21 protein-coding genes are annotated in these 25811 nt (G+C 61.7%); 4 read left to right on the top strand and 17 right to left on the bottom strand.

Going from position 1 to position 25811, the window contains the following annotated elements; all coding sequences use genetic code 11:
- Positions 1 to 71: 71 nt before the first annotated feature.
- The gene (locus tag HYE77_RS17150; protein WP_177069034.1) at positions 72 to 938 is read left to right on the top strand and encodes a LysR family transcriptional regulator; all 867 of its coding nucleotides are present in this window, start codon (positions 72 to 74) and stop codon (positions 936 to 938) included.
- Here HYE77_RS17150 and HYE77_RS17145 read toward each other — a convergent pair.
- Complete coding sequence (locus tag HYE77_RS17145) at positions 916 to 3009, bottom strand: EAL domain-containing protein (protein ID WP_087694168.1); 2094 nt, start codon at positions 3007 to 3009, stop codon at positions 916 to 918. The genes HYE77_RS17150 and HYE77_RS17145 overlap by 23 nt on opposite strands.
- A 233-nt stretch (positions 3010 to 3242) precedes the next feature.
- On the opposite strand from HYE77_RS17145, the gene HYE77_RS17140 reads away from it, so the two are divergent.
- Positions 3243 to 4559, top strand: coding sequence for a serine hydrolase (locus HYE77_RS17140; RefSeq protein ID WP_177069033.1), 1317 nt, complete (start codon positions 3243 to 3245; stop codon positions 4557 to 4559).
- A 27-nt stretch (positions 4560 to 4586) separates the two neighbouring features.
- Positions 4587 to 4916, top strand: a complete 330-nt coding sequence (locus HYE77_RS17135; RefSeq protein ID WP_087694170.1) for a DUF6388 family protein — start codon at positions 4587 to 4589, stop codon at positions 4914 to 4916.
- Here the strand turns inward: HYE77_RS17135 and HYE77_RS17130 are convergent.
- The 16 genes from HYE77_RS17130 to tssA are packed head-to-tail and all read right to left on the bottom strand — an operon-like array spanning position 4913 to position 24817.
- Entirely contained in the window at positions 4913 to 5791 is an 879-nt protein-coding gene (locus HYE77_RS17130; RefSeq protein WP_177069032.1) for a serine/threonine-protein kinase, read from the bottom strand. The genes HYE77_RS17135 and HYE77_RS17130 overlap by 4 nt on opposite strands.
- Positions 5779 to 6516 carry a PP2C family serine/threonine-protein phosphatase gene (locus tag HYE77_RS17125; RefSeq protein ID WP_087694172.1) on the bottom strand — a complete coding sequence of 246 codons (738 nt, stop codon included), beginning with the start codon at positions 6514 to 6516 and terminating at the stop codon, positions 5779 to 5781. The genes HYE77_RS17130 and HYE77_RS17125 overlap by 13 nt, the downstream gene beginning before the upstream one ends.
- On the bottom strand, positions 6513 to 9899 hold the full coding sequence (gene tssM, locus HYE77_RS17120) for a type VI secretion system membrane subunit TssM (RefSeq protein WP_177069031.1): 3387 nt from the start codon (positions 9897 to 9899) through the stop codon (positions 6513 to 6515). Before tssM ends, HYE77_RS17125 begins: the two co-directional genes overlap by 4 nt.
- Before the next feature lie 15 nt (positions 9900 to 9914).
- Positions 9915 to 10775, bottom strand: coding sequence for a type IVB secretion system protein IcmH/DotU (gene icmH / locus HYE77_RS17115; RefSeq protein WP_177069030.1), 861 nt, complete (start codon positions 10773 to 10775; stop codon positions 9915 to 9917).
- Positions 10776 to 10779: 4 nt separating this feature from the next.
- Positions 10780 to 12108 carry a type VI secretion system baseplate subunit TssK gene (gene tssK, locus HYE77_RS17110; RefSeq protein ID WP_177069029.1) on the bottom strand — a complete coding sequence of 443 codons (1329 nt, stop codon included), beginning with the start codon at positions 12106 to 12108 and terminating at the stop codon, positions 10780 to 10782.
- A 1-nt stretch (position 12109) separates the two neighbouring features.
- Positions 12110 to 12592 carry a type VI secretion system lipoprotein TssJ gene (tssJ, locus tag HYE77_RS17105; protein WP_102604778.1) on the bottom strand — a complete coding sequence of 161 codons (483 nt, stop codon included), beginning with the start codon at positions 12590 to 12592 and terminating at the stop codon, positions 12110 to 12112.
- Between the two features lie 5 nt (positions 12593 to 12597).
- Positions 12598 to 13779 carry a type VI secretion system-associated FHA domain protein TagH gene (tagH, locus tag HYE77_RS17100; RefSeq protein ID WP_177069028.1) on the bottom strand — a complete coding sequence of 394 codons (1182 nt, stop codon included), beginning with the start codon at positions 13777 to 13779 and terminating at the stop codon, positions 12598 to 12600.
- A gap of 18 nt (positions 13780 to 13797) precedes the next feature.
- Positions 13798 to 13929: a hypothetical protein gene (locus tag HYE77_RS17095; RefSeq protein WP_003208049.1), complete on the bottom strand. Its 132-nt coding sequence runs from the start codon at positions 13927 to 13929 to the stop codon at positions 13798 to 13800.
- Positions 13930 to 13962: 33 nt separating this feature from the next.
- Positions 13963 to 15495 carry a sigma-54-dependent Fis family transcriptional regulator gene (locus HYE77_RS17090; protein WP_177008251.1) on the bottom strand — a complete coding sequence of 511 codons (1533 nt, stop codon included), beginning with the start codon at positions 15493 to 15495 and terminating at the stop codon, positions 13963 to 13965.
- Positions 15495 to 18059 carry a type VI secretion system ATPase TssH gene (gene tssH / locus HYE77_RS17085; protein WP_177069027.1) on the bottom strand — a complete coding sequence of 855 codons (2565 nt, stop codon included), beginning with the start codon at positions 18057 to 18059 and terminating at the stop codon, positions 15495 to 15497. Before tssH ends, HYE77_RS17090 begins: the two co-directional genes overlap by 1 nt.
- A gap of 12 nt (positions 18060 to 18071) precedes the next feature.
- Entirely contained in the window at positions 18072 to 19079 is a 1008-nt protein-coding gene (tssG, locus tag HYE77_RS17080) for a type VI secretion system baseplate subunit TssG (protein ID WP_177019437.1), read from the bottom strand.
- Positions 19043 to 20818 (bottom strand): type VI secretion system baseplate subunit TssF, encoded by a 1776-nt coding sequence (gene tssF, locus HYE77_RS17075; RefSeq protein ID WP_177069026.1) that lies wholly within the window; start codon positions 20816 to 20818, stop codon positions 19043 to 19045. The genes tssG and tssF overlap by 37 nt, the downstream gene beginning before the upstream one ends.
- Positions 20808 to 21233, bottom strand: coding sequence for a type VI secretion system baseplate subunit TssE (gene tssE / locus HYE77_RS17070; RefSeq protein WP_102604773.1), 426 nt, complete (start codon positions 21231 to 21233; stop codon positions 20808 to 20810). Before tssE ends, tssF begins: the two co-directional genes overlap by 11 nt.
- Entirely contained in the window at positions 21230 to 22705 is a 1476-nt protein-coding gene (tssC, locus tag HYE77_RS17065) for a type VI secretion system contractile sheath large subunit (protein WP_177069025.1), read from the bottom strand. The genes tssE and tssC overlap by 4 nt, the downstream gene beginning before the upstream one ends.
- A 28-nt stretch (positions 22706 to 22733) precedes the next feature.
- On the bottom strand, positions 22734 to 23231 hold the full coding sequence (gene tssB, locus HYE77_RS17060; RefSeq protein WP_177008256.1) for a type VI secretion system contractile sheath small subunit: 498 nt from the start codon (positions 23229 to 23231) through the stop codon (positions 22734 to 22736).
- A 32-nt stretch (positions 23232 to 23263) separates the two neighbouring features.
- Complete coding sequence (gene tssA, locus HYE77_RS17055) at positions 23264 to 24817, bottom strand: type VI secretion system protein TssA (RefSeq protein ID WP_177069024.1); 1554 nt, start codon at positions 24815 to 24817, stop codon at positions 23264 to 23266.
- Positions 24818 to 25293: 476 nt separating this feature from the next.
- Between tssA and HYE77_RS17050 the strand changes: the two genes are divergently transcribed.
- A complete protein-coding gene (locus HYE77_RS17050; protein WP_003208034.1) occupies positions 25294 to 25809 on the top strand; it encodes an Hcp family type VI secretion system effector in 516 nt (171 codons plus the stop codon).
- Positions 25810 to 25811 lie beyond the last annotated feature (2 nt).

The following is a 25811-nucleotide window of genomic DNA, read 5'->3' as shown; positions in this document are numbered from 1 at the left end:
AGTGCCCAGCTTGCGCAGTGCCCATGATTTCAGCAAGATATCACCGGATATAGGTGTGATAAGGAATTGAAATGACCGACGCGCTCAAGCCGCTGGATATCGACACCGTGCACGCCTTTGTCCTGGTCGCCGATTTCGCCAGCTTCACCCGCGCGGCCCAGGCACTGGACACCTCGCAGGCAGCCATCAGCCTCAAGCTCAAGCGCCTGGAAGAACGCCTCGGTTATCGCCTGCTGGTGCGCACACCGCGGCATGTACGTCTGTCGCCCCAGGGCGAGCAGTTCATCGTCGCCGCCCGCGCATTGCTCAATGCCCACGAACGGGCGTTGGGTGACATGGGCAATGGCGCCCCCCGACGGTTGGTGATCGGCATCAGCGACCACGTGGCCGGGCCGGACCTGCCACTGTGGCTCAGCCGCCTGGCCGCCTATGACCCGCTGGTGATCCTGGAGGTGCGGATTGCTTCCTCCCGCGACCTGGTGGCGGCGTTCGACCGCAACGAACTGGACGCGGTGATCGTGCGCAACGAAGGCGATCGCCAGGACGGTGAGGTATTGGTGGTGGAGCGCTTTGGCTGGTTCGCCGCGCCTATCTGGCAGCACACGCCCGGCACGCCCCTGCGCATGGCAACCATGGCCTCGCCCTGCGGCGTGCGACACCTGGCGGTGCGCGCGCTGGATGAGGCGCGGATTGACTGGACCGAAGTGTTTGTAGGCGGCGGCGTAATGGCGGTGGGTGCAGCAGTCAGCGCCGGCCTGGGTGTAGCGGCGCTGGCCCGGCGAGTGGCGCCGGCGGGCGCCGTGGACGTCAGCGAACAGTACGGATTACCGGCGTTGCCCGTCAGTGAAATCGTGCTGCACAGCCGCATCAGCGACGGCCGCTCCCGCGAGACATTGCGGGCGTTGAGCGCAACCTTCAGAGGGGTTCTGGAGCGTTAGATTGCATCTGGGTATACCGCCCGCGCACGAACCGCTCCAGTTCATCGCCCGGCAGCGCCTTGCTGAAATACCAGCCCTGGATGATCAGCTCCGAGCCCGACTGCAAAAACGCCAGTTGCTCGGCGGTTTCCACGCCCTCCACCACCACCCCGAGGTTCAACGCCTCACAGAACCGCAGCATCCCGGTCAACACCTGGGCGCCCTTTGGATCATGCTGGGCGACCACGAAACTGCGATCGATCTTGATGAAATCCACGGGGAACTGGTGCAGGTAACTCAGCGCTGAAAATCCGGTGCCGAAGTCGTCGATATACACCTTGGCACCAATCGCCTGGAGCTTCTCGATCATCTGCCGCGTGCCCTGGATATCGCCCACCAGCGCATCCTCGGTGATCTCCACCGAAACCTGCCCGTGGGCCTGGGCCAGTATCTCCACCAGCCGATCACCATACGCCGGGGTAGTCAGCGTGGCGCTGGAGATATTGATCGTCATCGGCAACGTAAACCCGACCTTCTGCCACTTCTGGTACTGGCGCACAGCCTGGGATGCCACCCACACATCCACGTCGGGCATCAACCTGGCATGGGCCAGCCATTGCAGGAACTCCCAGGGTGAATGCACCGTACCTTCGGCGTCCCGGGCCCGCATCAACGCTTCGCAACCGGTGCATAGCCCGGTCCGGGTGGAAATCTGCGGCTGGAATTCGAGGTAGAACTCGTAGTCGCTGATCTGCTGGATATGGCTCAACTCGCTGACCTGTCGCGCCTGGGCCTTGTGGGACGCCATCACCGGGTCCAACTCCAGCAAGCGGCCTTTTTCTTCCAGGCCGCGAAAGGTCATGTCCAGCGACTTCAAATACACCGTGCCGCCCTCCGTGGCCTGGCGGTTGATCGCGCGCACATAGGGCGCATAGATCAGCGTGCCAACCCCCAGCAACACCACCTGCAGCAACACTGCCGCGAGATCGCCGTGGGTGCTCAGGTAGGCGTTGAGCAACACCGGCGCGGTAAATGGCACGCTCACCACCGCAGGCGACACCCAGCCAATCTGCACCACCATCAACGCCAGTATCACGTTGAACGCCGGGACCACCAGAAAGGGAATGAACAGCCGCGGGTTAAGAATGATCGGCAAGCCAAACAACAGCACTTCACTGACATTGAACAATGACAACGGCAGGCTCGCCATCGCCACCAATCGCATGGACCGGCTTTTGGAAAACAGCAGGATCGCCAGCAGCAGGCACAGGGCACCACCCGAACCGCCGATAAACGCGAAACTGCCCAGCAAGCCGCCATTCAGTAGATATTTGACCGGCTCGCCCGCGGCCACCGCCGCATTATTGAGCCCGACCGCCTGGTCCAGCACATCAAAAAACGGCTGCATGGCGTAGACCCCATGGATCCCGAAAAACCACAGCAGCGAATTCATCAGGGTCACAAACAGGCCGCTGCCATAGGGCGTCTCCAGTGCATCGAGCACCTGCGGCCCCTGAAGCTGTGCCACCTGCGGAATCTGCAACAGCAACGATAGCACGAGCACCAGCCCGAGCGCCGTGATTGCCCCCGGCACCACCATATTGAGGGTGCCCTTGAGGTTGTGCCCCACCAGGTCTTCGTTGATCAACCGCGTCCAGCGACGCCGATGCAGCCAGGCGATGGCGGGCACATTGATCAGCGGTGAGGCGATGGCGATGAACAACACGAAGGTCGCCGAGGCTCGGGGAAAATCCCGCAGCACAAACGTGGCGATCACTACATGGGCCAGGCACAGGAACGCTACCGGGAGTTGCGGCAGGCGGTGCTGGATCGCGAGCATGTAACCGATGGAGGCTGCCACCAGCAGCGGGATTACCGAGCTGATCTGGTTGTGCAACCCCGCCAGGAAGGCCACCACCTGAGGGTCGAAACCCAGCACTCGGGCGCATTCGGACAGGATCAGGAAACCGGCCGATACCAGCAGGCACGGCAGGATCCACAACAGCCCCTCGCGTATGGCCCGCAACGACTCGGTACTGGCGAGGGCCGCCAGCCGCTGGGTGAAGAAAAGCTTGAACAGCGTTTGCGCCATCACCTGTCCCTCGGTCCCTGATGCCAGGGTCGCAAAATAACACCTGGCTGTCGCCTTATCACCGGGTAACGCTACACGCCCTGACACCGCAAGCGAAAGGCTTTTGCCGCCCCTGGCGCATTTATTCAGAATCACCGCAGGGGCTTGCTGCTTGTCGATTGGCTCGGGTTGGCCCATCCTTTGGCGCACTGGTTGTCGTAAAAAACGACGCCCCCCTCGAACGGACTCGACTGATGCTGCGATTCACTCCCCTCATGGCCTGTGCGCTGCTTGGGCTGACCAGCCCGTTGGCCGGCGCCGCCACCCCGACCTTCGCCGATGTCCAGGCCAGCGACCCGGCCAGGCTGCAATGGATGGTCGGCGCACCGCCGCCGGCCGACCGCACCGTACGCTTTGAAGACGGCAGCTATTTCCGCTTCCCGGCGATGCGCTGGAGTGTCGCCAACTTTCGCCAATTGATGCCCACGGTGAATGTCTCCCGCGGGCTTGGCACGCCGCTGGCATTGCCACGCAAACTCGATCCGGCACTCGATGCAATCCCCCTGCAGCCAGTGGATGCGACCCAGCCGCTGACCTGGCGCCAGGCCCTGGACGCCACCTACACCGATGGCATCGTGGTGATGCATCGCGGCACGGTGGTTTATGAGCGTTATTTCGGGGTGCTCAAGGAGGATGGGCAACACGCGGCCATGTCGGTCACCAAATCGGTGATCGGTACCCTGGGCGCGATGCTGGTGGCCGATGGCACCCTGGACCCACAGAAAAAGATCGTCGACTACGTGCCCGAACTCGGCCGTTCGGCCTTTGGCAGCGCCACCTTGCGCCAGGTGCTGGACATGACCACCGCCCTGGACTACAGCGAAGACTATGCCGACCCCAACGCCGAAGTCTGGGCCCACGCCCAGGCCGGCAACCCGCTGCCCAAACCCAAGGACTACACCGGGCCGCGCAGCTACTACGAGTTCCTGCAAACGGTTAAGCAGCGTGGCGAACACGGGCGTGCCTTCGGCTACAAGACCGTCAATACCGACGTACTCGGCTGGGTGATTGCCCGCGCGACCGGACGCAATGTCGCGCAACTGCTCAGCGAACGCATCTGGAGTCGGCTTGGCGCCGAACAGGACGCCTACTTCACCGTCGACTCCATCGGCACACCCTTCGCCGGTGGCGGCCTGAACACCGGGCTGCGGGACCTGGCCCGGTTTGCCGAGATGCTGCGCAACGGCGGGCGCTTCAATGGCCAGCAGATCGTGCCCGAAAGCGTGGTGACGGATATTCGCCAGGGCGGCGACAAGCAGGCGTTCGCCCAGGCCGGCTACGCTCAATTGAAGGGCTGGAGCTATCGCAACATGTGGTGGGTAACCCACAATCCCGACGGGGCGTTCATGGCGCGTGGGGTGCATGGCCAGAGCATCTACATCGACCCCAAGGCTGAAATGGTGATTGTTCGCTATGCCTCCCACCCGGTGGCCGGCAACGCCGCCAATGATGGGGTGACCTTGCCCGCCTATGCAGCCATGGCGGCTTTTTTAATGTCCAAGCCAGACTGACCGTCTCTCTTACCGTGGAGTAAACCTTTGTCCCAACCCGGCGAAAACCACCAGCTAGCCCTGGACCGATTCTTGAGTGAACACCCGGCCCTGGCCGCGGAACTGAATACGTTGAACCCCCTGGCGGCCCAGGCCAAAGGGGAAACCATGGAGCAGTACCGCGCCGAGCGCCTGCATGAAGCCTTCGAGGCAGAAGCCGAGCAACAGGGCTTGTTCGCCTGGGAACTGACGCTGAAATTGACGGCGCATTCCCCGGCGGAGTTCGAGGCGCAACGCCTTGAGGTGCACAAGGAGGTGGCGCAAATGGCAGGCCTGAGTTGGTTCGAGTATTGCCAGTTGCACGACTTGCCCGTCTAGAACCAGCGGCCCAGGCCCTTCCTGCGATCAGCGAGCACCGCGCGTAATTCATCAAGAGTAACGGCCCTGCGTTCAGGGTCAGCCGTCAACGCCATACGCAATACAGGCCAGCAATGGCGAGGCAGTTGCCTGGGCCGGGCCGGCCTGTCACTGGCGTGGCGCCGGCCTTGTGCCAATTCGTACAACACACAGGCCACTGCATACAGGTCGGCGCTGGCCGACAGTGCTCCGCCAGCCAGCAACTCCGGCGCGGCGTACGCGGGCGTCCAGGCATTGAAGCGGCTGCGACTCAAGCCTGGAGAACCCGCCGGGGCCTGTCCGCAAGCCTCGCCCAGGCCGAAATCGAACAAGCGCAAGCCGCCGTCTCCCACCATGACATTGGCGGGTTTCACATCCCCGTGCAACACACCCTGCTGATGGCTATGGCGCAACGCGTCGAGCAATTGCAAGGCGATGCCTTGCAGCGCTTGCCAGGGTAAACCGCCGGGGCACTCCAGCAGCAACCGGTCCAGGGTCATGCCCTGGAGCAGTTCCATGGTAAAGAATGCGATCTGGCCGGGAGCATCCACTTCAAATGAATACACACGCACCACCTGCTCATGCCGCAGGCTGCGGGTCAGGGCAAACTCGTTGTACAGCAACACGTGGGCATCCGCAGATTCGCGAATGGCTTCGCCCAACACCTTGATCGCGACACTGGAACAGGGCTCGCCAAACTGTTCGTGCAGCAGGTCCCGCGCACGATAGACCACGCCCATGCCGCCTGCGCCCAACACGCGCTCGATCAGGTACCGCCCGGCCAGCAACTCGGGGGCTCCGTCGCGCGGTGGGTTTATCGGGGCCTTGGCAAAGGCAAAGTGGGTCAGGTCGCGCATGACTGCACCACCACAGCGGTCAGGTTGTCGCCGGCCGTGCCGCGCAAGACACCTGCAAACAGCTGGTCCAGGACACGTTGCGGATTTCCCTGGCTCAAGGCCTGGCCCAACTCAGAGTGGCTAAGCGCCTGGTACAGGCCGTCGCTGCACAACAGAAACACATCCCCTGCCAAGGTACCGAGTTCCAGGACCTGCGGGCTCAGTGGTGCCCGCGAGCCGATGGCCCGGGTCAAGGCCCGTGCGTCTGGATGGGCCCTGGCCTGTTCCGGGCTCACCTGCTGGTCAATCAATTGCTCACACAGCGAATGGTCTCGCGACAGCTGGTACAGCGTCTGCCCGCGCCACAGATAGCAACGACTGTCACCGGCCCAGACACACGCAGCGCGATCGCCCTGAAGCAACAACGCCACGACCGTGCTTCCCATGATGGCCTCGGCGCCATGGGAGGCCAGCGTCAATTCATCGCCCAGCCGCCGGTTGAGCCATTGCAGGCAACGACGGGTCGCCTCGACGCGTTCATCCAGGCTGCCCTGGCCGGGCAATGACGCCAGGCCATCGACCACCAACTGGCTGGCGATATCCCCCGCCTGATGCCCGCCCATCCCGTCCGCCACGGCCCAGCAGCCCGTCCCGGGGCAATCGAGAAAGGCATCCTCGTTGCGTAAACGGACCTTTCCACGGTCTGTGCGACCGGCGCTGTGCCAGCGGTCGCGAGGTTGGCTCACAACTGCTCCGGCAGGCGAAAAGTTCGCCACTGCGCCATCTGGAATGGATTGGGGGTGCGTCGGCTGGTCAGCAGGTAGTTGGCGCGCAAGCCTGCCAGGTCAGCCTTGAGGATCAGCTCATCCTGCCCGCTGGAGGGTTCGCTCTGCATCAAGTCGAACAAGCGAAACAGGGACCAGGCCCCGGTATTTTTTTCGAGCCCCAGCGCCCGCTCGCTGCCACGCTCCAGTACCAGGCTGCTGCGACCATTCTCAGCCTCGGCTGGCCATTGCATCGCCATGGGGACAATCGGCCCGTGCCGGTACTCCATCTGCTGGCCACCCAAACGCAAGACCGCGCGACTCACCGACGGGTCCAGGCTATAGGGTGCGAGCGTGAAACGAACCTGCAAGTCCCCCGGCTCATCCGCAAAAAAACCGCGCCTGATCACCTGCACCTTCGCCTGCTGGTCGAGCAACGCCCGAGACATCGGCAAGCTGCGCCCATCCAGGCTACGCAGCCTGTAGCGCCCGGAATCACCGCTGACGAAAGGCTTCAGATAGCTGTCAAAGAATCGCGCCATGATCCCCTCAGGCTTGAAAAACTCCTGGAAGTCGTTGAGGGAAACGTCGCTGCTGGCGTGGGCATTGAACGGGAAACGCAGCTTGATCGCCCTGCTGTAGAAACCATATACCTCGCTCTGATAACGCTGGTTCACATGCCGATAGGCTTGGTCGAGCAGGCGGCGCCAATGCTCGTCGGCCAGGCTTTCGAACCAGCCCGCCAGCGGCAGCGGCAAACGAGCGGCCACGTTGCGCAGGTTACTCAGCGCATCCTGTTGCCCCTGGATCCGCCGCTTGACCATCTCGAACGCGACCGGCTCCGGCGCGCCTTCGCGATTCAAGCTCGCCAACTGCAGGTGCAAGTCGTTGAGCGCCTGTAACACGCCGGTCAACTCGGCCCCCGGGTTCTCATGGTTGTCCAGCAACTGGTGCAAGGGCTCGAAGCGGCGCTGCATGGCTCGCCGTGCGCTGTCGGGCAAGGCATTGACCAGCCCGGCGGCGGTCGGCAACCGCTCTGCCGCAGGTCCAGGCAGCTTGGCAGCCAGCTCGTCGAGGCGCTCACTGGCCGACGGCAGGCGCGTGTGGTCACGAACCTGCTGCAACAACTGCAACAACGGCGACTGGGCCGACGTCAAGCTGGCGAGCTGTTCGGCGCCTTGCCTGGAGTTTTCAGTTTCACGCAGGCCAACCTGCCCAAGCGCCTCGCTCCAGGCATCGGCATACTCGCTGAAGTAGCGTTGTTCAAGCTCCACCATCAACCGTTGCAAATCCATGGCGCTCAGGTCGGCGCCCTCTCCCAGCACCCAGTTGTCCTGGACGATGGTGTTCACCAGCCGCGCGCCCTGCGCTTCAAAATGCCGCTGGTACGTGCGGGTATAAAACCCCGGAATGGAACGCTCGCCCCCCTCAAACACCCGCCCGTGTGCAAGGCGCAACGGTTCAAGGCCGCGAGCTTGTTCGCGCAGCACCCGGTACACCACGTCAACCAGCGATTCGCCGCGCAACACGTGGCGCGCGCGGGCCACCAGCTCGTCATCGAGCGGCTGCACGAACGGCTGCTCAAGCAAGCGCGCGAAATGTTCATTCAACCGGTTTTGCACGGAGGGCTCACCGGCAAACCGTACAGACCAATGCCCCGCCACCCGCTCACGCAGCCAGCCGACATCCCGCCGCTCCCGCAGGTTGAGCATCAGGTACGCCCGGAGGTTATCCAGCAGCCGCTCACGATCTTCCAGGCTGCCGCGAACTTGTTCCTGCAGCATCTCGCTGACCTGGGACAGCAACAGCCGCCCCAAGGCACGCTCGTAGGCCTGCTCCAGCACCGGACGGCTGATACTGCCCTGATACAACCCCATCCGCTCAACCAGCCGGGCTTCACCCGGCAAGGGGAAAATCCGCGTGGCCGCCAGGCGGCTGTCCAGCAGCGGCAGGAGTGCCTGGGTAGCGTCTGACCCAGGCTGCACGGGTGCGGGCTGTCGTGCCAGCGCCTGCAGTTGCTCCAGACGTTGATGATTGGAGGAGTAACTGTGGGTCCACAGCAAGCCCGCCGCCACGACGACCACTAGCGCGCCCAGGGCCAGCCCCCCCTGGTGCCGGCGGATTCGACGGCGCTCCTGGCTATCGAGGTCCGCCAGGTCGGCTTGCGCCAGAATCACCCGGCTGAACAAGCCCTGGATAAAGTACGCACGTGGTTCAAGTGCCTGTGGGCCACCGTCGGCGCTGGTCAAGTAGAAACCACGAAAGCCGTTGGTGTGCTGATAACGCGGGCCGCAAAAAGCAACGTCGATATAGAGGCTCAGGCGCTCGCCAATCCGGGCCGCCTGATGGGGGAAGTCGAGCATCCGTCCGCGCAGATCACTGTTGCGTTCCTGGTGCAGGCGCTGCACAAGCTCACCGCTCAAGCGCTGCAGCAGTGCTTCAAACGCCTGTCGTACCTGGGCAATGCCAATACCCGCTTTGCCTGGGACGATAGATTCGCCCAACACCGCATCACTGCCTTCGCCCAACGGCCGCTCGAAGAACTCCGCAAACCCCGGCAGGTGGTCGGCCTGGGTCACCACCAGGTAGACCGGCACCTCCACATGCAACGTCCGGCGGATCTCCAGCAACCGACTCTGGACTGCCCGCGCCTCATTCTCCAACTGACGCTCGCTGCCATGGAGCAATGTGTCCGTGGACAGCGCCACCACCACACCGTTGAGCGGGCGTGTCCGGCGCCGCACCTTGAGCATCTCCAGCAGCGTCGACCAACCCGCGCCATCCACCTGGCTGTCAGGCTGGGTAAGGTAGCGGCCGGCGACGTCGAGCAACACGCCGTCCTCGGCGAAATGCCAGTCACAGTCCCGCGTGGCACCGCCCTGCGTCGCTACCGACGCGCCCTGATCCTGGAGCAACTGCAAGCCACTGGCGGCCAACATCCGGGACTTGCCACTGCCTTCCTTGCCGATCAGCAAATACCAGGGCAATGCATTACGCCAACGCGGGCTGCGTTCACCATAAATCCGGGAGTGTTTCAGGGTGTACAAAGCGTCCTTGAAGCGACCGCGCAGGTGCCGCTGCTCGTTTTCAATCTGGCTTTTGCGCGGGCGTGGCTCGCCGTCACCGACGGTTGATTGCCGGGCCATACTGCGCCAATTGGCATACACCATCGCCAGGCCCCACAACAAAAACAGCCCGCTGATTGTCAGCAAGCGCGATGCCGCCGCTTGCCAGAATCGATAGTCGTCGACAGCCAGCAGTGGCCCGAAGAACCACACGGTCATTGCGACCGCGAGCACCAGCAGCAGGCTCCAGACCCAAACCCTGCCCAGCATGGCGCCCGCGCTCCTGAAGAATGCGTTCATGCGTTGCTCCCTGCGTTAGAGCGGCGCCCGGAACATATCCGGCGCCACGAGTTGATACGGTTGCAACATCGCTTCACGCTGCTGGCCCAGCACCCAGGCAAATCCTGCATACAGGCTCAACAGGCTGGCGGCGACAAACACTGCAATCCAGGTGAGCGACACGACCCTCAGCCGTTTCCGGCGCGGCTGTTCCGGCCTGGGCGACGGCGCGCACGCCGCAGGCGTATCACCCCGCACATGCCGGATCTGCCGATACAGCGCGTCCCGAACCTGTTCAAGCTGCAACAACCCACGCTCCATGACCCGGTACTTGCCCTCAAACCCGAGGGACAGGCACAGGTACATCAACTCCAACATCGCCAGGTGCTTGAAGGGGTCCCTCGACATGCGCTCAAGCAACTGGAAAAACTTCTCGCCGCCGAAGGTTTCGTTGTGAAAACTGCTCAGCAGGCTCATCTTCGACCAATCGCTCTGGCTGCCCCATGAGGTGGTGACCACTGCCTCGTCGATCACGCTGCACAGCACATACCGCGCCGCCATGACCTCGCTGGCCTGGGCCCCATCATGCCGGGCCCGCGTCTCGAACAGCGTGACTGCAGCCGAGAGTCGTTCATTCAGGGCGCGCAGGCTTTCCTCGGCGGTACTGCGCTTGAGGCGGACCACCTCGGACAACAGCTCCCAGGCAGGCGCCACCAAACTGTTCAGGCCAATGTCGAAATGCTCCGCGCCCTGCAAGCGGGCCGCGTAGATCATCCGGTCTTCCAGTTGTTCGAAACGCGGCGGCGATGCGAAGTTGGTCATCGGTCCCTGCGCCGGTCCGCGTCCCTGTCGATCAAGCAGGACGGTTTTCTCGTCCTGCGGGTATTCCCTGTCCATGGTCTCAGTTCCTGATGGCCCAGAATTTCAGTTCCAGTTCGGCAAATTCACCGCTGACGTGGAAGGCAAATCCTCCCGACTGCTTCAACTGCTCAATGTCCCGGGCACCGAGTTCAAGCATGAAATAGGTGTTGGCGGCATGAAACGGTATCTGCCGGGGAGCCACCGGCAGCGGCTTGACCTTGATGCCCGCCAACTGCAGGTTGACCAACTCGCGAATCCGCTCCACAGGGCCGACCTTGAGGTGCGCCGGCAGCCGGTGACGAAGCTCCTCGGCGTCACAATGGGCGCTGGCGGCCAGAATGAAGGTCGCCGAACCCAGCAGGTTGAGATCGCTCACCGGGCACACCAGCACCCCGTACTGGCGAAGCTGCAGCGCCAGCTCAATGGCATGCTGCTCAAGCACCATCGACAGCAGGCTGCGAATCGGCTCCATCAATCCACGAAAGCTGGCGCCCTGGTCGCTGTGCCGGTAATGCCCCTCGAAGTGCGCACGCTTGCTGTCGCTGGCAAACGTCGCGAGTTCACCCAGGATCGACAGCAATGTTCGATACAGCGTTTCAGGGCTGACCTGGCTCAGGCCCAGGTAGTGACGCAAGACCAGTTCGGTGCGATTGATCAATTGCAACATCAGGAAGTCGCCTACCTCCGCGCCGGCGGCGGTACCGTTGGCGCGAATCCGCTCGGCGATGGCATCCCCCCGGTAAGCGAGCAGGCTGATCACTTCCTTGAGGCAAGACAGCAGGTAGCCGGAGCCATGCAGGTGAATGAAGCTCGGGATAAAATCGGGGTCCAGGCTGACGCCCTCCTCGGTGCAACTGAGCACCTGGGCAACCTTGAGCTTCACGTAATGCGGGTCGCTGTGTTGCTCCCCCAGCAACAGGCGAAAATCCAGCTGCCCGCAATTGACCTGACGACGAGCTTCTTCCCCGGCGTTGGAGTCGCTGACGTCTACCGCAAGAGTCTTGTAGCGCGCCAACACATCAATCTGCTCGGGTCGACGGGCTTCAACACAGTTACCTGTGGCCAGCGGCAAGGCCAGGTAGATCGACTGCTTCCCGGTATTTACCGGAACGTCCAGCACCAGCGACTCCATCGCGCCGCCCAGTTCGAACAGGCTGCCATCCGGCAATATGCCGCTGGCCTGGCTGATAACGACCTTGCCCATATTGAGGTATTGCACATCGATTTCCAGGGCCAGGAAGCCCCAGGCGTGACGGCACAACAGTTGGGTGCGGCGCGTGAGTTGCTGATCGTGGTACCGATCGTTTTGCTGGAAATGCTGAGGGCGCAACAACATGCCTTCCTGCCAGATGACTTTTTGGCTGTACATGTCAGTCGCCCACCTTCGCGGGTTGCGGGTTGACCAACCGAATGCCGGCCTGATCAAGGATCAGTTCAGCGCCGGTCAATCGCTGCGCGGTCACCGGCAACACATAGCGCCATTGCGAGTGAGGCAAATCACGGTACGCCGCCAGCACGCCGACATAACGACTGCCGGGCTCAAGACTGAGTTTGAGCGTGGAGTGATCGCCGGGGCGCAACTCCAGCTCTTCGAGGTTCACCAGGTCCTTGGGCAACGTGTGCTCGGCATGAGCATAAAGGCTGAAAAAGTCCGCATTTTCAAAAGCCACGGGGTGTCGAAGCTCCATCAGGTGCACCACGATCGGCGACGGGCGACCATGGAGATCAGGGTTGACCCGTTCGCTGGCGGTCAGTGTCAGGTCCAGCTTGGTCAACTTCGAAAAGGGCGACAGGGAGCAACCACCCAGCAAACCCATTACAGCGCACAACAATGCAACGGTGACTCGGGACATGAAGATCATCCTGGATAACGGTGAAGGGTTGAGATCAGACGAATCTGTTCCTCGTACGCCTTGGCGAAGTCGCTGCCCAGCAGGCGCTCGCTCAAGTGCTCGTCCTCGATCAGTGCCTCGTAATGGCGCTGATACGCGCGCCAGCGGGCGCCACACCGGGGAATCAGCGGCGGCCTTGCCTGGCGTTCGAAGCACAGCAGCAAATGGCCGGGCGCAAAGGCTGCCAGAGCGCCGCGTACTGCCGCGCGGCAGGCCGCCAGCAAGGCCACCTCGTGAGCCTGCATGTCGCGGTACGCCCGCATGACAAGCATCTCGGCGGAAACCTGCCCCAGCTGCCCGACACCCAGCAGCGACCCCAAGGCCGCACTGGCGTCTGCGCTGTCTCTAAGTGGGTTGGGGCTTTGGAGCGGTGTCTGGGTGAGTGCCAGTTTCAGCTCTTGCCTGAGCTCGTTACGGGTGCCCAGGCTCTGTTGCAACCCTTCAGTCATTTGCCGGAGCAAGCTCGCGGCCTTGATCGCCAGGACTTCTCTTGCCGACTCATCGAGGTCGCCCAGATCAACACCGAGTGCCTGCGCAAACCCCAACCAGAATGGCCCTGAGCCGTGACCTGGAACGGGCGATTGCGGACTTGGGGCAACCTGGCGCGCAGGCTTCACAAGTTCGGGAACCGTCAGGTGATCCCGGTCCGCCGCCGCGTGGTCCGTCCAGCGCAATGTCTCGTAGGTGGTCATGTTCAGGGCCGCCAGCTCTTGCGACCCGTCCTCGCGCTGCAGTTCGCTGGCCAGTGCCCGCAGTGGGTCCAGCTCAAGGAATGCATCATCGGGAATCAGCCTGTGTAATCCGTCCTGGCCCTGTCCCAGCGGTGGGCTGACCAGTCGTGCGCGAATACTCAGCGGCCCCAGCTGAAATACCGCGCCGTCATCTATCGGTTGCTGCTGCCCCTCATGCAGACGCTCACTGCGGCCTGCCAGGCGGGTTCCATTGCTGCTGATATCCGTCAGGAAATACCGGCCGTCACGATAACTGATCACCGCGTGACGACCGGAAACCTGGCGACTGGTGTCAGGCAGGGTCCAGTCGCAACCGCCCCCCCGGCCGATGACGCCCCCCACACCGTCAAAGACTTTGCGCAGCGCCGGCGCGGACTCTGCTGGCCCCGCAGGGCACACCTCAAACACTAGCTGCATGGCAGGACTCCTCCGCGCTCACAGGCCACGACCGGTGGACCGCGGATCACCCAGCGGACGGTAGTCATCGTCGTCAAAGACATGATTGGTGTTACAGCCACTCAGCAAAAACAACACAAGCACCAGGGCTTGCCACTGACTAACAGGCATCAGGTATCTCCCGGAATTGAAAGGGTGTGCCATTCAGCACTCTCCCTGGACTTCGCCAAACGGAATGTCCAGGCGAGCAAGGCGGTACAACAACGTGCGCCGGGCGAGGCCCAGTTCACGGGCGGTGCGGGTTCGATTGCCACGGTTCTTGCGCAGGCAGTCGATCAGCACTACCCGCTCGACTCGCTCCATGCGCTGGCGCAGCGTTGCGTCGACGGCGGGCGCGGACAGGGTTGATGGCAGCGATAAATGCGCAGGCAGGATCACCTCGTCGTCGCACAGCAGCACCGCCCGCTCCACCATGCATTTGAGCTCACGAACGTTGCCGGGAAAGTGGTGGCTGGACAGTTGATCCAGGGCCGCACTCGACCAGCCCACCGTGGCTCGCCCCAACAGTGCACAGGCCTTGTCGGCGAAATGCCGGGCCAGTTGCAGCACGTCCCCGTCCCGCTGGCGCAGCGCCGGCAACTCGATAGGAAACTGCGCCAGCCGGTAATAAAGGTCCTCGCGAAAGCTTCCTTCAGCCACCATGCTGGTGAGGTCCCGGTGGGTCGCCGCGACGATTCGCACGTCGACCTTGTGGGACGTGTTGGCACCCAACGGCCGAATCTCGCCCTCCTGCAGGACCCGCAACAACTTGGCCTGCAGTGACAGCGGCATATCACCGATTTCGTCGAGCAGCAGCGTGCCGCCGTGGGCGGTGTCAAACAGGCCGGCATGGTCTCTTTCGGCCCCGGTGAACGCGCCTTTGCGGTAACCGAACAACTCACTTTCGAGCAAGCCTTCGGGAAACGCTGCGCAGTTTTGCACCACAAATGCCTTGCTGCTGCGCGGGCCGGCAGCATGAATGGCCCGGGCGACCACCTCTTTACCGGTGCCGGTCTCGCCCCGGAGCAGCACGGTGTAGGGGCTATGCACCACCTTGCCGATCAGGCGGCACGTCTCGTCCATGGCCGTGCTGTTTCCGATCAAGCCGTAGGCGCTGGTGCTGCGGGTGCTGCGAACCACCTTCAACGCACCGGGAGCCCGGCGCATTCGCCGCAACAGGGCCAACTGGCTCAAGACAAAACTGCCCAATTGGCCCAGGGACGCACCGTAGCCAGCCAGCTCCGTCGCTCGCAGGCTGGCACACAACACCATCCCGGATACCTGCTTGCTCGGCCCCGGTAACGGCACGCACAGGAGTGATTGCCAGGACGCCGCGACCGCTGGCAGAAACCCCGTGTCATACACACTGCTGCCTGCCTCGGTGAGGTTAAACACCCGGTTCTGTTGCAGCACGTACTGCAACAGTTGCTCGTTCCGCAAATCCGCGCCCGAGCTCACAACCGCCCCTGGCGGCGACAGGCCCGGCAAATACTGGGCAGCCAGTTCGAGGCGGCCGGTGGCCTGGTCGAGCAGGTACAACTGGCCAAGCTCGCAGCCGCTCAGTTGCGCGGCGCCTGCCGCAAAGTCATCGGCCAATGTCGATTCGTCACTATTGATGCCCAACCGGGTAAACCATCCCAGCAAGGCAGCGGCGTAGTCCAGCGGGCTTGGCAACTGGGTAAACGGATTGTCCGCCATCAGTTGAACTCACAGATTACGGTGCCGTTGGCATCCAGCCTGGCATGGACGAACTGCAGGGACTTGCCAGCGGCCATCGCATCCAGCAGGCGATCCACCACCTGCGGCAACAGGTTTTCCTCGATCCATTGGTCGACAAACCGCGCGCCACTCCCACTGTGGCTACAGTGCTCGGCCATGTGTGCGACAAGATCGCCTGCGTGAGTGAATGCGAGCTTGCGCTGAAGCAGACGCTGGCCCAGGCGCTGAAGTTTGTGTTCAATCAGTTGGTGCAGCACCGCGCCTGCCACCGGGTAATACGGCACGACTCGCATACGGGCCAGCAGCGCCGGCTTGAAATGAGCTGTCAGTACCGGCAGGATCGCGGCGTGCAGTACTTCGACAGCCGGTCGTTGACTGTCGGCGCACAGCCCGGTGACAAGATCGCTGCCCAGGTTGGAAGTCATCAGGATCAGGGTATTGCGAAAGTCGATTTCACGTCCTTCTCCATCATTGGCTACCCCTTTGTCGAACACCTGGTAAAACAGGTTCAGGATATCCGGATCGGCCTTTTCCACCTCATCGAGCAGCACCACTGAATAGGGCTTTTGCCGCACCGCCTCAGTCAGCACCCCGCCCTCCCCGTAACCGACATAACCCGGTGGTGCGCCGATCAGCCGGGACAGTGAGTGTTTCTCCTGGTATTCAGACATGTTGATCGTGGTGACAAAGCGCTCGCCGCCATACAACAGGTCGGCCAGGGCGTGGGCTGTTTCAGTTTTGCCGACACCACTGGGGCCCACCAACAGAAATACCCCCACGGGGGCATCAGGCTTGTTCACGCCGGCCGCGACAGCCCGCAGGCAACGGTCCAGGACCTGCACGGCACCTTCCTGGCCGAGGATGCGACCACGCAGATCATCCGCAAAGTTCAGGACCTTCGCGCTGTGTTCGCGGGCAAGCTGTTCCAGGGGAATACCCGTCCAGGCGCTGATAACCTGTGCCACCAACCGTGGGCATACTTCGAAGCTGACCAATCGCTGTTCGTGCTGTATGGCCTGCAACGCCTGATGGTTCTGGGCCAGGAGCGGAGCGAGAGCCTCAGTGCTTTCGCCAAGGTTACCGGCGTCGGCCAGTTGCTGGCGCAGCGAGAGTACCTTCTCGGCCAGTTCGCGCTGGTGGGTCCAGCGTTGTTCAAGCTGTAACTGTGCGACTTCTACTTCTTCCAGTCTCCGGGTGAGGTGCTGCAGCACCTGTTCATCGATGGCCAACCCCGCGTCGGCATCCCTGCGCACGGCACGTTGCTGGCGCGTGCCCTCGGCCAGTTCGGCGCGCAACTGCTGCAGTTCGTCCGGCGCCGTGACCAGGCTGATCCGCACCCGGGCACAAGCGGTGTCCAGCACGTCCACAGCCTTGTCCGGCAACTGGCGGCCGGCCAGGTAGCGGGCACTCAACTGCGCGGCGGCGACCACGGCGTCATCGCGCACGTAGACTCCGTGGCTGGCCTCATACACCGGGACCAACCCACGCAAAATCGTCACGGCATCGTCAACCGTCGGCTCGTGCACCTGCACCGGCTGAAAACGCCGCGCCAACGCCGGGTCTTTCTCGAAGTACTTCTTGTACTCCGACCAGGTCGTCGCGGCGATGGTACGCAACTCACCTCGTGCCAGCGCTGGCTTGAGCAGGTTGGCGGCATCGGAGCTGCCGGCCGAGCCGCCTGCGCCGACCAGGGTATGGGCCTCATCGATGAACAGGATGACCGGTTGCGGCGAGGCGTTGACCTCATCGATCAAGCCTTTGAGGCGGCGCTCGAACTCACCCTTGATACTGGCACCGGCTTGCAGCAGGCCCATGTCCAGGGTCAGCAGGCGCACCTTCCTGAGCACCTCTGGCACTTGCGCGCTGACGATCCGCAGGGCCAGGCCCTCGACTATCGCGGTTTTCCCGACACCCGCCTCGCCCACCAGAATGGGGTTGTTCTTGCGCCGCCGCGCGAGCGTATCGATCATTTGCCGGACTTCGTTATCGCGACAGAGCACGGGGTCGAGTTTCCCGTCCCGGGCCTGGCGAGTCAGGTCATGGGTAAAGCGCTCCAGCAAGGAACTCCCCGCCTCAGCGGGAGCCGCCTGCGCGTTTTCACTCAAGAGAAATCCGAGCACACGCGGTGCATCAAGCGTGCTCATCACCGCCTGGTAACGGCTGCCAGCGTGCTGCATCGGGTTGCGCAACAAGGCAAGCAGCAAGGCGCCATGGTCCACTTCCCGTCGGCTCAGCTCCAGATGGGCAACCAGCAACGCCTGCTGCAGCCATTGCACCAGGGCGGGCGAAAACACCGGATTGCGGGAAGCGCTCTGGTCGACCCGAGGTTGCAGCACGGCCTGCAATTCCCCGGCATCCACGCCCGCATCCTGCAGCGCTCGCATCAGCACACCCTCGGGATGCTCCAGGAGCGTCAGCAGCAAGTCTTCCACCAGCACCTCGCCGCCGCCCCGGGTGACACAACGCTCGGCGCTGCGTTCCAGGTCGCGCCGTGTGGACGCCGTCAATGCCTGGATAAGTTGTTGCAGATCCACATTCATCATATCCATCAATCCCTAATGATTTTTACTGGCCAGGATGACCACGCCGTCTGCCCGCTCATGCCCCAGCCAACTGGTCCAGCCCAGGCGGCAGACGTTGTGCTCGCCAAGGTGCAACGGCCGGACCTCGCCCGCCGCCAACACCAGTCGCACGTCGTATTCCAAGGGGTCCCGGGCGGCAAAACGCACCAGCGCACACAGCGGCTCGTAACCCGCCCCGGTGGGCAAAAACTCGTGAAAACGCTGCCAGTCGAGTGCCAATACATGAACCCTGAACATGCCACTGCGGTCGATAAGGCACTCCCCCAGCACCAGGTCCGAACCCAACGAGCTATAGGCGCGACCAAGATCATTGCGCTGCTCCTGGTCGATCACTACCCTGCGCTCGACCCACTGCTCGATGACCAGCCGGTTGTGCTTGAAGTAATAACGCAGCACGGTCTCGATCAGCGCGGCGGAGTGCACGCGCAGGCTCAGCAGCCCCAGGTAGGGCAACAGGCGTTTCCAGTTCAGTTGAGCCGCGCTGCGAATCGCGCTGCCACCCAGGCCCACCCATGCAAACATCTGCTCGGAAAAGGGATCGCGGGCGCCCGTTTGAAAACTCGCCTGATAACGATATTTTCGCCAGATCGGCACTATCAGCCGGTGCAGGCGATGGTGAAAAAGATCAAGAAATTCCCGCGTCGGATTACCGCCCGCTACCTCGGCAAAGGCTTGCTCGCCATAGAACGCCGGCAGCGGTGACCCTGTACCAAACAGGCCCAGCACATTGAGGCGAAGCCGTGCCCGCAAATGGCCGTGCTCGACAAAAAACTCCACACGATCAATGTCGTTGCCGGGAAAGCCAAAGCCTGGGTTGGCCTGGAACTCCAATTGATCGTAGAGCGCATCCTCGTCCAGCGAGGGATGCGCCTCGCGCAGGCGCTCGATAATCTGCGCAACCGCCTGAAACACCGAGTACTCGCGAATCACTCGGGACAGTGCGGTTAAAGCAGGGGCTGCTGGCCCATCCGGGGTGGCCATAGGTACACGTCTCCTTGTGTGCTGATGACTCGCAGTTCGTGGTACGAGTTGAGGCTGGCGTAAAGCGCGAAGAACTCGTTGAGCACCGAGGCAAAGACGAACACGTCGCCCTCCCCCAGGTAGCCTTCAGGATCGATGGTGAGGTCAACCCGTAAGCCGCGAAATGGCAGGCCTCGGTGCAGCCGGTCTACGGGCTGGTGACTGATCGAACGGAGGGCGCCCAGCCTTCGCCTGCTGACCTTTTCCACCTGGCGGTCGTGATAACGCGGCAGGTCGTAGGTTTCGAGGATCACCCTCAAGGCGTTGATATCGGTCAATGACAGATAGTTGAGCGACATATTGCTGATCAGTCGCCACAGGAAGTCGCTGTCCAGGGGTGGCGCAAAGCTGGGGGTTGCCGCGGTGATGTTGCGAAACGAGAGAAACTCGGGCGTCTGTTCGCACGCCTGATTGATATCGCCCACCTGCAGCAGGCGTGGCAGGTTGTGGTTGGTGCAGGTCAGTTCAATCGACAGGGTTTCCTGTTCATGCACTGGACACCGGTCGAAACTCAGCCAGGTATCCAGGCCGGCATGTTGCAGGGATGGCCGCTGGCGAACGCCATAGCTGGGCGCGGCGCTGCCAAAATCGTGCTCAAACGATTCGAACGGAACATATTCCTGGTACCCGAGGCCTCCCGGCCGCCATCCCGTGACCTTGTCGACGGAAAATACACCGCAGTTCCCCCTGGCGTATTCGCCAGGCAACAACAGGTATTCGTCCTGCTTGCCGTCCAGGCGAATCGGTACGCCGTCGTGCTTGAACAGATTGACGATGGGCGTGCAGTACAGCTTCACGTTGTCCAGGGTAGGCGCCATTCGCTCAATACCGCGACCACGCATGTCGAAGCGTAACGTCACGCCATGTACCTGCTTGAGTACGTCAATAGGCAACCTGCTCAGCGCGCCAAGGCCACTCACATCGACAAACAGGTATTTGTCGGGAAAGGCGAAGTACTCCTGCAAATGGCGATAGCCACGAAAGGTATTCAACGGATAAGGGATCAGTGCCTCATCCTCGGAAAAGCCCACAGGACTGATATCGTTGCTGGACAGACGCAATGAAACAGGCTTGCCGTCGGCGCCGATGACCGGCAGCCCGTCGCGCCCGAAAGGCTGCAACTCGAACCCGTCCAGGTGACGCAAAAGCCCCAGGTAAAGCGCCTGGCTGACGGGCTGCTCCCCCGCGAGATGCAAACGCAGGCAGTTCAGTTCCAGCTCACTGAAGTTGCCCTCGGCCGTCATCTCCAGACGCAGGCAGAGCAAAGCGCCCTCGCCCTGTACCGAGTACTCCATGGCGGCCAGTTGCAGCGGCAAGACCTGCGTCGGGTAACAGGTACGAAAACGGCAGCGTTCACCGTCGATCGCAATGCTTTCCACCGGTGTATCCCGCTCGACCCTGATGGCCGGCCCTGTGCGCTTGAGCGGATCAAACTGTAGCATGCTGAACGACGGCAGCGGCCGCATATAGTTGGGCCACAGCAGATGCATCAACGAGTGACTCAACTCCGGCAATTGATCATCAAGCTTCTGCCGCAGGCGACCGGTGAGGAATGCAAAACCCTCAAGCAACCGTTCTACGTCCGGGTCCTGGCCAGCGTCCCCAAGAAACGGCGCGAGTGCCGGGTTGCGCTCGCAGAAGCGTCGCCCCAACTGTCGCAGTGCGCTCAGCTCGCCCTGGTAGTAGCGGTTAAACGACATCCGGTTTGACCTCGACCCGTGCGCCGTGAGCCAGGCTGGCGCAAAAGGCGACCGCTTGCGTCATGCCATTGACTTCCATGGCCCCCTCGATGGAAAAAGCCAGCACCATCGGGTCACGGTCCTGTGGCAATGCCTTGACACGGACATCCTTCAGACGGGGTTCGTAGGCCTGGATAAAGCGCTCAATCAGGAACCGAGCCTGGCTCAACGCGTCATGCAGGCTGAGGCGCATGTCATTCAGATCAGGTAACCCGTAATCAGGTAGCGTCTGGACACTGCCCGCACGGGTGCTGAGCATTTTCGCCAGATGACCCGCCACGGATTCCACGACGCAACCTTGCGGGCTGCGCCCCACGCCGGACTCCAGGCGCTCGAAAAGGCTGCGGTTTTGGGTAATCACGTGGCGGCGGCTCATTCTTTATCGAGCTTGCCGACAAGCGACAGAGTGAAGTCTGCCCCCATGTACTTGAAGTGCGGGCGAACGCTCAGGTTGACGCGATACCAGCCGGGCTCCCCGTCGACATCACTGACAACAATGCGCGCAGCCCGAAGCGGGCGCCGTCCACGCACTTCGGTGCTGGGGTTGTCCTGGTCGGCTACGTATTGGCGAATCCATTTGTTGAGTTCCAGCTCAAGGTCGGTGCGCTCCTTCCACGACCCCAGCTGTTCACGCTGCAGGACCTTGAGATAGTGGGCCAGGCGATTGACGATCATCATGTACGGCAATTGGGTACCGAGCCGGTAATTCAGCTCGGCAGCCTTGCCTTCGGCACTGATTCCAAAAGACTTGGGTTTTTGCACCGAACTGGCGGAAAAGAACGCTGCATTGTCACTGCCCTTGCGCATGGTCAGGGCAATGAAGCCCTCTTGCGCCAGCTCGTATTCGCGTCGGTCGGATACCAGCACCTCGGTAGGAATCTTGGTTTCGATCTCGCCCATGCTGTGAAAGTGATGCAGCGGCAAGTCCTCCACTGCACCACCACTCTGCGGGCCGATAATGTTCGGGCACCAGCGATACCGGGCGAAACTGTCCGTCAAGCGGGTAGCAAAGGCATAGGCCGTATTACCCCACAGATAGTGTTCGTGGCTGCTGGCCACATGTTCCTGGTAGGCGAACGTCTTGACCGGACAATCAACGGGATCGTACGGCGTACGCAATAGAAAGCGCGGTACGGTGAGGCCGATGTAGCGGGCATCTTCGCTCTGGCGAAAACTCTGCCATTTGGCAAACTGCGGCCCTTCAAAATGGTCCTTCAGGTCCTTGAGGTCAGGCAGGTCGGTAAAGCTCTCCAGGCCGAAGAAGCCAGGGCCGGCCGCCGCAATGAACGGTGCATGGGCCATGCAGGCCACGCTGGAAACATACTGCATCAGCCTGACATCGGGAGCACTGGGGGAAAGGAAATAATTGGCGATGATTGCCCCTACGGGCTGGCCGCCGAACTGACCGTATTCGGCACTGTAGATGTGCTTGTAGAGTCCGGACTGAGTCACCTCCGGTGAGTCCTCGAAGTCATCCAGCAGATCCTGGCGGGAGACGCTGAGCAGTTCGATCTTGATGTTTTCACGAAAATTGGTGCGATCAACCAGCAACTGCAGGCCACGCCAGGAAGACTCCAGTGCCTGGAAGTCGGGATGGTGCAGGATTTCATCCATTTGCTGGCTGAGCCTTGCGTCAATCTCGGCAATCATCCGGTCAACCAGGCGCTTCTTGACCGGCTCGCCCTTGTTTTGCGGCTTGATCAGCTCCTCGATAAATGCCGAGACTCCGCGCTTTGCAATACTGTAGGCCTCGTCGTCGGCACTGAGGCGGGTCTGGGCAATGATGTTGTCGAGAATGCTGTACTCATCCGTGATGGGCGCATGCGACGGGCTTTGGCTGGTAGTCATGGTGTCAGTGTCCTTTTAACTGAGAGAGTCATACGGCGGAGCTGTCCAGCCCCAATTCAGCCAATACCCGCTTGCGCGAATCGTCATCGGCGAGGGCATTTTCAATGGCCTTTCGAAAGCTCGGCGTGTTGCCCAGCGGCCCCTTGAGCGCCACAAGTGCATCGCGCAGGTCCATGAGCGTTTTCAGCTCGGGTATCTGCTCAACCAGCTGTGCAGGATTGAAGTCCTTCATCGAATTGATCCTGACCCGGATCGCCAACTCGTCAGGTTCGGCTGAATCCTGCAGCCGGTTGGGGACGCTCAAGGCCAGGCCCAAGGCCTGCTTGGCCAGCACCTCGTCGAGGCTGTTCTTGTCGATGCCGACGGGCTTGCGGTCTTCGAGCTTGCGCAGGTCTTCACGCTGGGTGAAGTCACCAAGCACCAGCAATTTCAACGGCAGCTCGACCTCTTCCTGCGCAGTGCCGACGGCGGGTTTGAACGTGATATTGATGCGTTCCCTGGGGGCTACCGAACCTTCTTTCGCCATGGTGTTTCTCCTTTTTCGGGGGGCTCGAAAGCCTATTCAAGTACCGCTTCGAGATCGAAGTGGCACAGCCTGCGATGGACATCTTCCTTGCGCTCACGCACGGAATGGCTCTGGGGCAATACGTCACAGCAGCCATGCAAGAGCTGCAGCACTTCAACCGCCAACTCGGGCTCCCAGCGCTGCAGGCCTGAGTGCTGCAGCTCGTGGTCCAGGTGATCGAGCTGGACTTTGGCCAGGTCATGCTTGCCTGCCAGCAAACACAACCTGGCCAGGCCAAGCCGCCAATGAAACCGGGCTCGATCACCTGTTGCGGTTTGCATGCCCTGCTTGAGGGACCGCACAGCCACCTTGAACCCGTCCTTGCGCAGCACGGGCATGACGTCGTGCAACGCTTTGTCCCAAGGCGCAGCCGGGGCATCAGGTGCCGACCTGAGTGGAACCGGGGCTTGCAAATGGCGGGCAACCTGGGTGTTGATCCAGCCACGGGTGACGTCGTCGGCGAAGGGTGTTCCGTCGTGGAAGCGCAGCTGTGCAAGCCCCGGCAAACGCTGGAGCAACAGCGCGAAGTGCACTTCCAGCTCGGTCATGGCCAGGTCGGCCTGGAGTGCCTGCAGGCACTCCCACACCCGGTACAAGCCGTCGAACCAGAAAGGTGCTCCGGCCAGGCTGCCCTCAAGCTCCAGCAGCAGGTCGGTATGCTGCCCTTGGGCAAAGCGCTCCTGGTACCGCTTGAGCTTGTCGGGCGCCGGCCCGCGCAAAGGCGTTACCTGTTCGCTGTCACAGTCCGGAAGACTGGTGATCGTCATCCAGGTCAACGTTCGGTTCAGACGCAGTGCGCGCAGGTCAGTGGCATTCTGGCGCTGCCACCAGGCCGACAAGGGCCGGGCATGTTCCTGCAGCGTGCGCAGCAGCTTGTGGGCGTCCTTTTCGTTTTCCACAGTGGGCTCGGGCGCCATCAACTGAGTCGCGACCTGCCTGATATGGGCGATCACCCCTGTGCTACCGCCTGCTGGAGGTTCGCTTTCGGTGGACTGTTGCAATCGGTCCGACAGCTGCCTGCGAACCGGCAGTAACAGTGGCGCATCTTCGAGAAGGTGTTCGGTCCACAACTCGTCCAGCCGCGCCAGGTGTTCGAGCATGCAGTGGAACAAGGGCCGCTGATCCTTGAGCGAAACAGGTTGTGCAAGCACCTGCTCGAGGCGCGGGACCAGCCAGCCAAAGGCGGCACTGCGGGTACGCAGCTTGCCCGGATAAACGACCGCCCAATGATGCTCACAGAGGTAGCGCAGCAATCCGAGGCCTGCGAGTAGCCCGGGGAAGGACTCGCGCTGATGCAAGGCCCAGGTCAACCAGACAGCGACCCGCAAGTCCTTGGACTGGTGGCGTAACAGCGCCTCGCTTTTTTCCACAACCCATTGCCAGTCAGGCTGACTGTTTCCGTGAATGGAGTGCGCCTTGCCCAGTTCAGTTTCAAGCGCCTCATACTCGGTCGAAAAACGCATATCGGCCCCCGCATAACTCGTTTTCGAGTTGGGTGCCTGCGCAAGTTCGAGGTAATAATCGGAAAGCCTGTCTGAGTAAACCATTATGGGCCGCACTTTACTTTCCTGAACATGTTCAGTGAACTAATGGCCATTCAAGCGCACATCAGGACATTGATTAAAGTTTGCCTTCCCTACGAGAAGAGCACGAACCTTATCCATGCAAAAAGCATTGTTCAAGCCACCAAATAGCAGTTAAGGAGTTTCCTACAAGAATAGAAAAATCGCCGACGCGCAAGAATTTGCGCAGCCAAGGCGCCAGGCATCATCATGAATGACGTGAACTCTGCGAATAACACCGCCCATCAACATGAGCAACTAACTGCACACCCCTGCGCAAACAAATACAACTAAATCGAATTAGAACCTTTAATGCAGCTCAAAATAAAAACCGATAAAACCTTAACCCCCTGCTTTCATTGACGCTCGAACTTTCCGGCACGCTTCTTGATATCGAGCATTACCCGGCTGGCAAGTCCGTCGGCCGGGACGACCTCATTTATCAGGCAAGGAAAACCGTCATGCCAACACCCGCGTATCTATCCATCACCGGCACCAAGCAAGGCTTGATCACGGCAGGCACGTTCACCCAGGACTCGGTCGGCAACATTTACCAGGAAGGCCATGAAGACCAGATCCTGGTGGAGGCATTCCAGCATCAGGTGATCATTCCCCGTGACCCGCAATCCGGCCAGCCCACCGGCCAGCGTGTGCACAAGCCCCTGATGATCAGCAAGGTATTCGATAAATCGTCGCCATTGCTGTTCAGCGCATTGACCTCCGGGGAAATGGTCAAGTGCCGCCTTGAGTGGTACCGAACCTCTTCAGCCGGAACCCAGGAACACTACTTCACCATCGAGTTGGAAGACGCGATCCTGGTGGACATCCAGTCACGGATGCCCAATTGCCAGGACCCGAACAACGCACACTTCACGCACCTGGAGGATGTGTATTTCACTTACCGGAAAATCGTCTGGACCCATGAGGTCTCCGGTACCTCTGGCTCTGATGACTGGCGCAGCCCGGTAGCCGGCTAAGC

It is taken from the genome of Pseudomonas sp. IPO3774, assembly GCF_013386835.1.
Lineage (GTDB): Bacteria > Pseudomonadota > Gammaproteobacteria > Pseudomonadales > Pseudomonadaceae > Aquipseudomonas.
The sequence above is the reverse complement of the archived record's forward strand: the minus strand, read 5'-3'. Positions and strand labels throughout refer to the sequence as shown.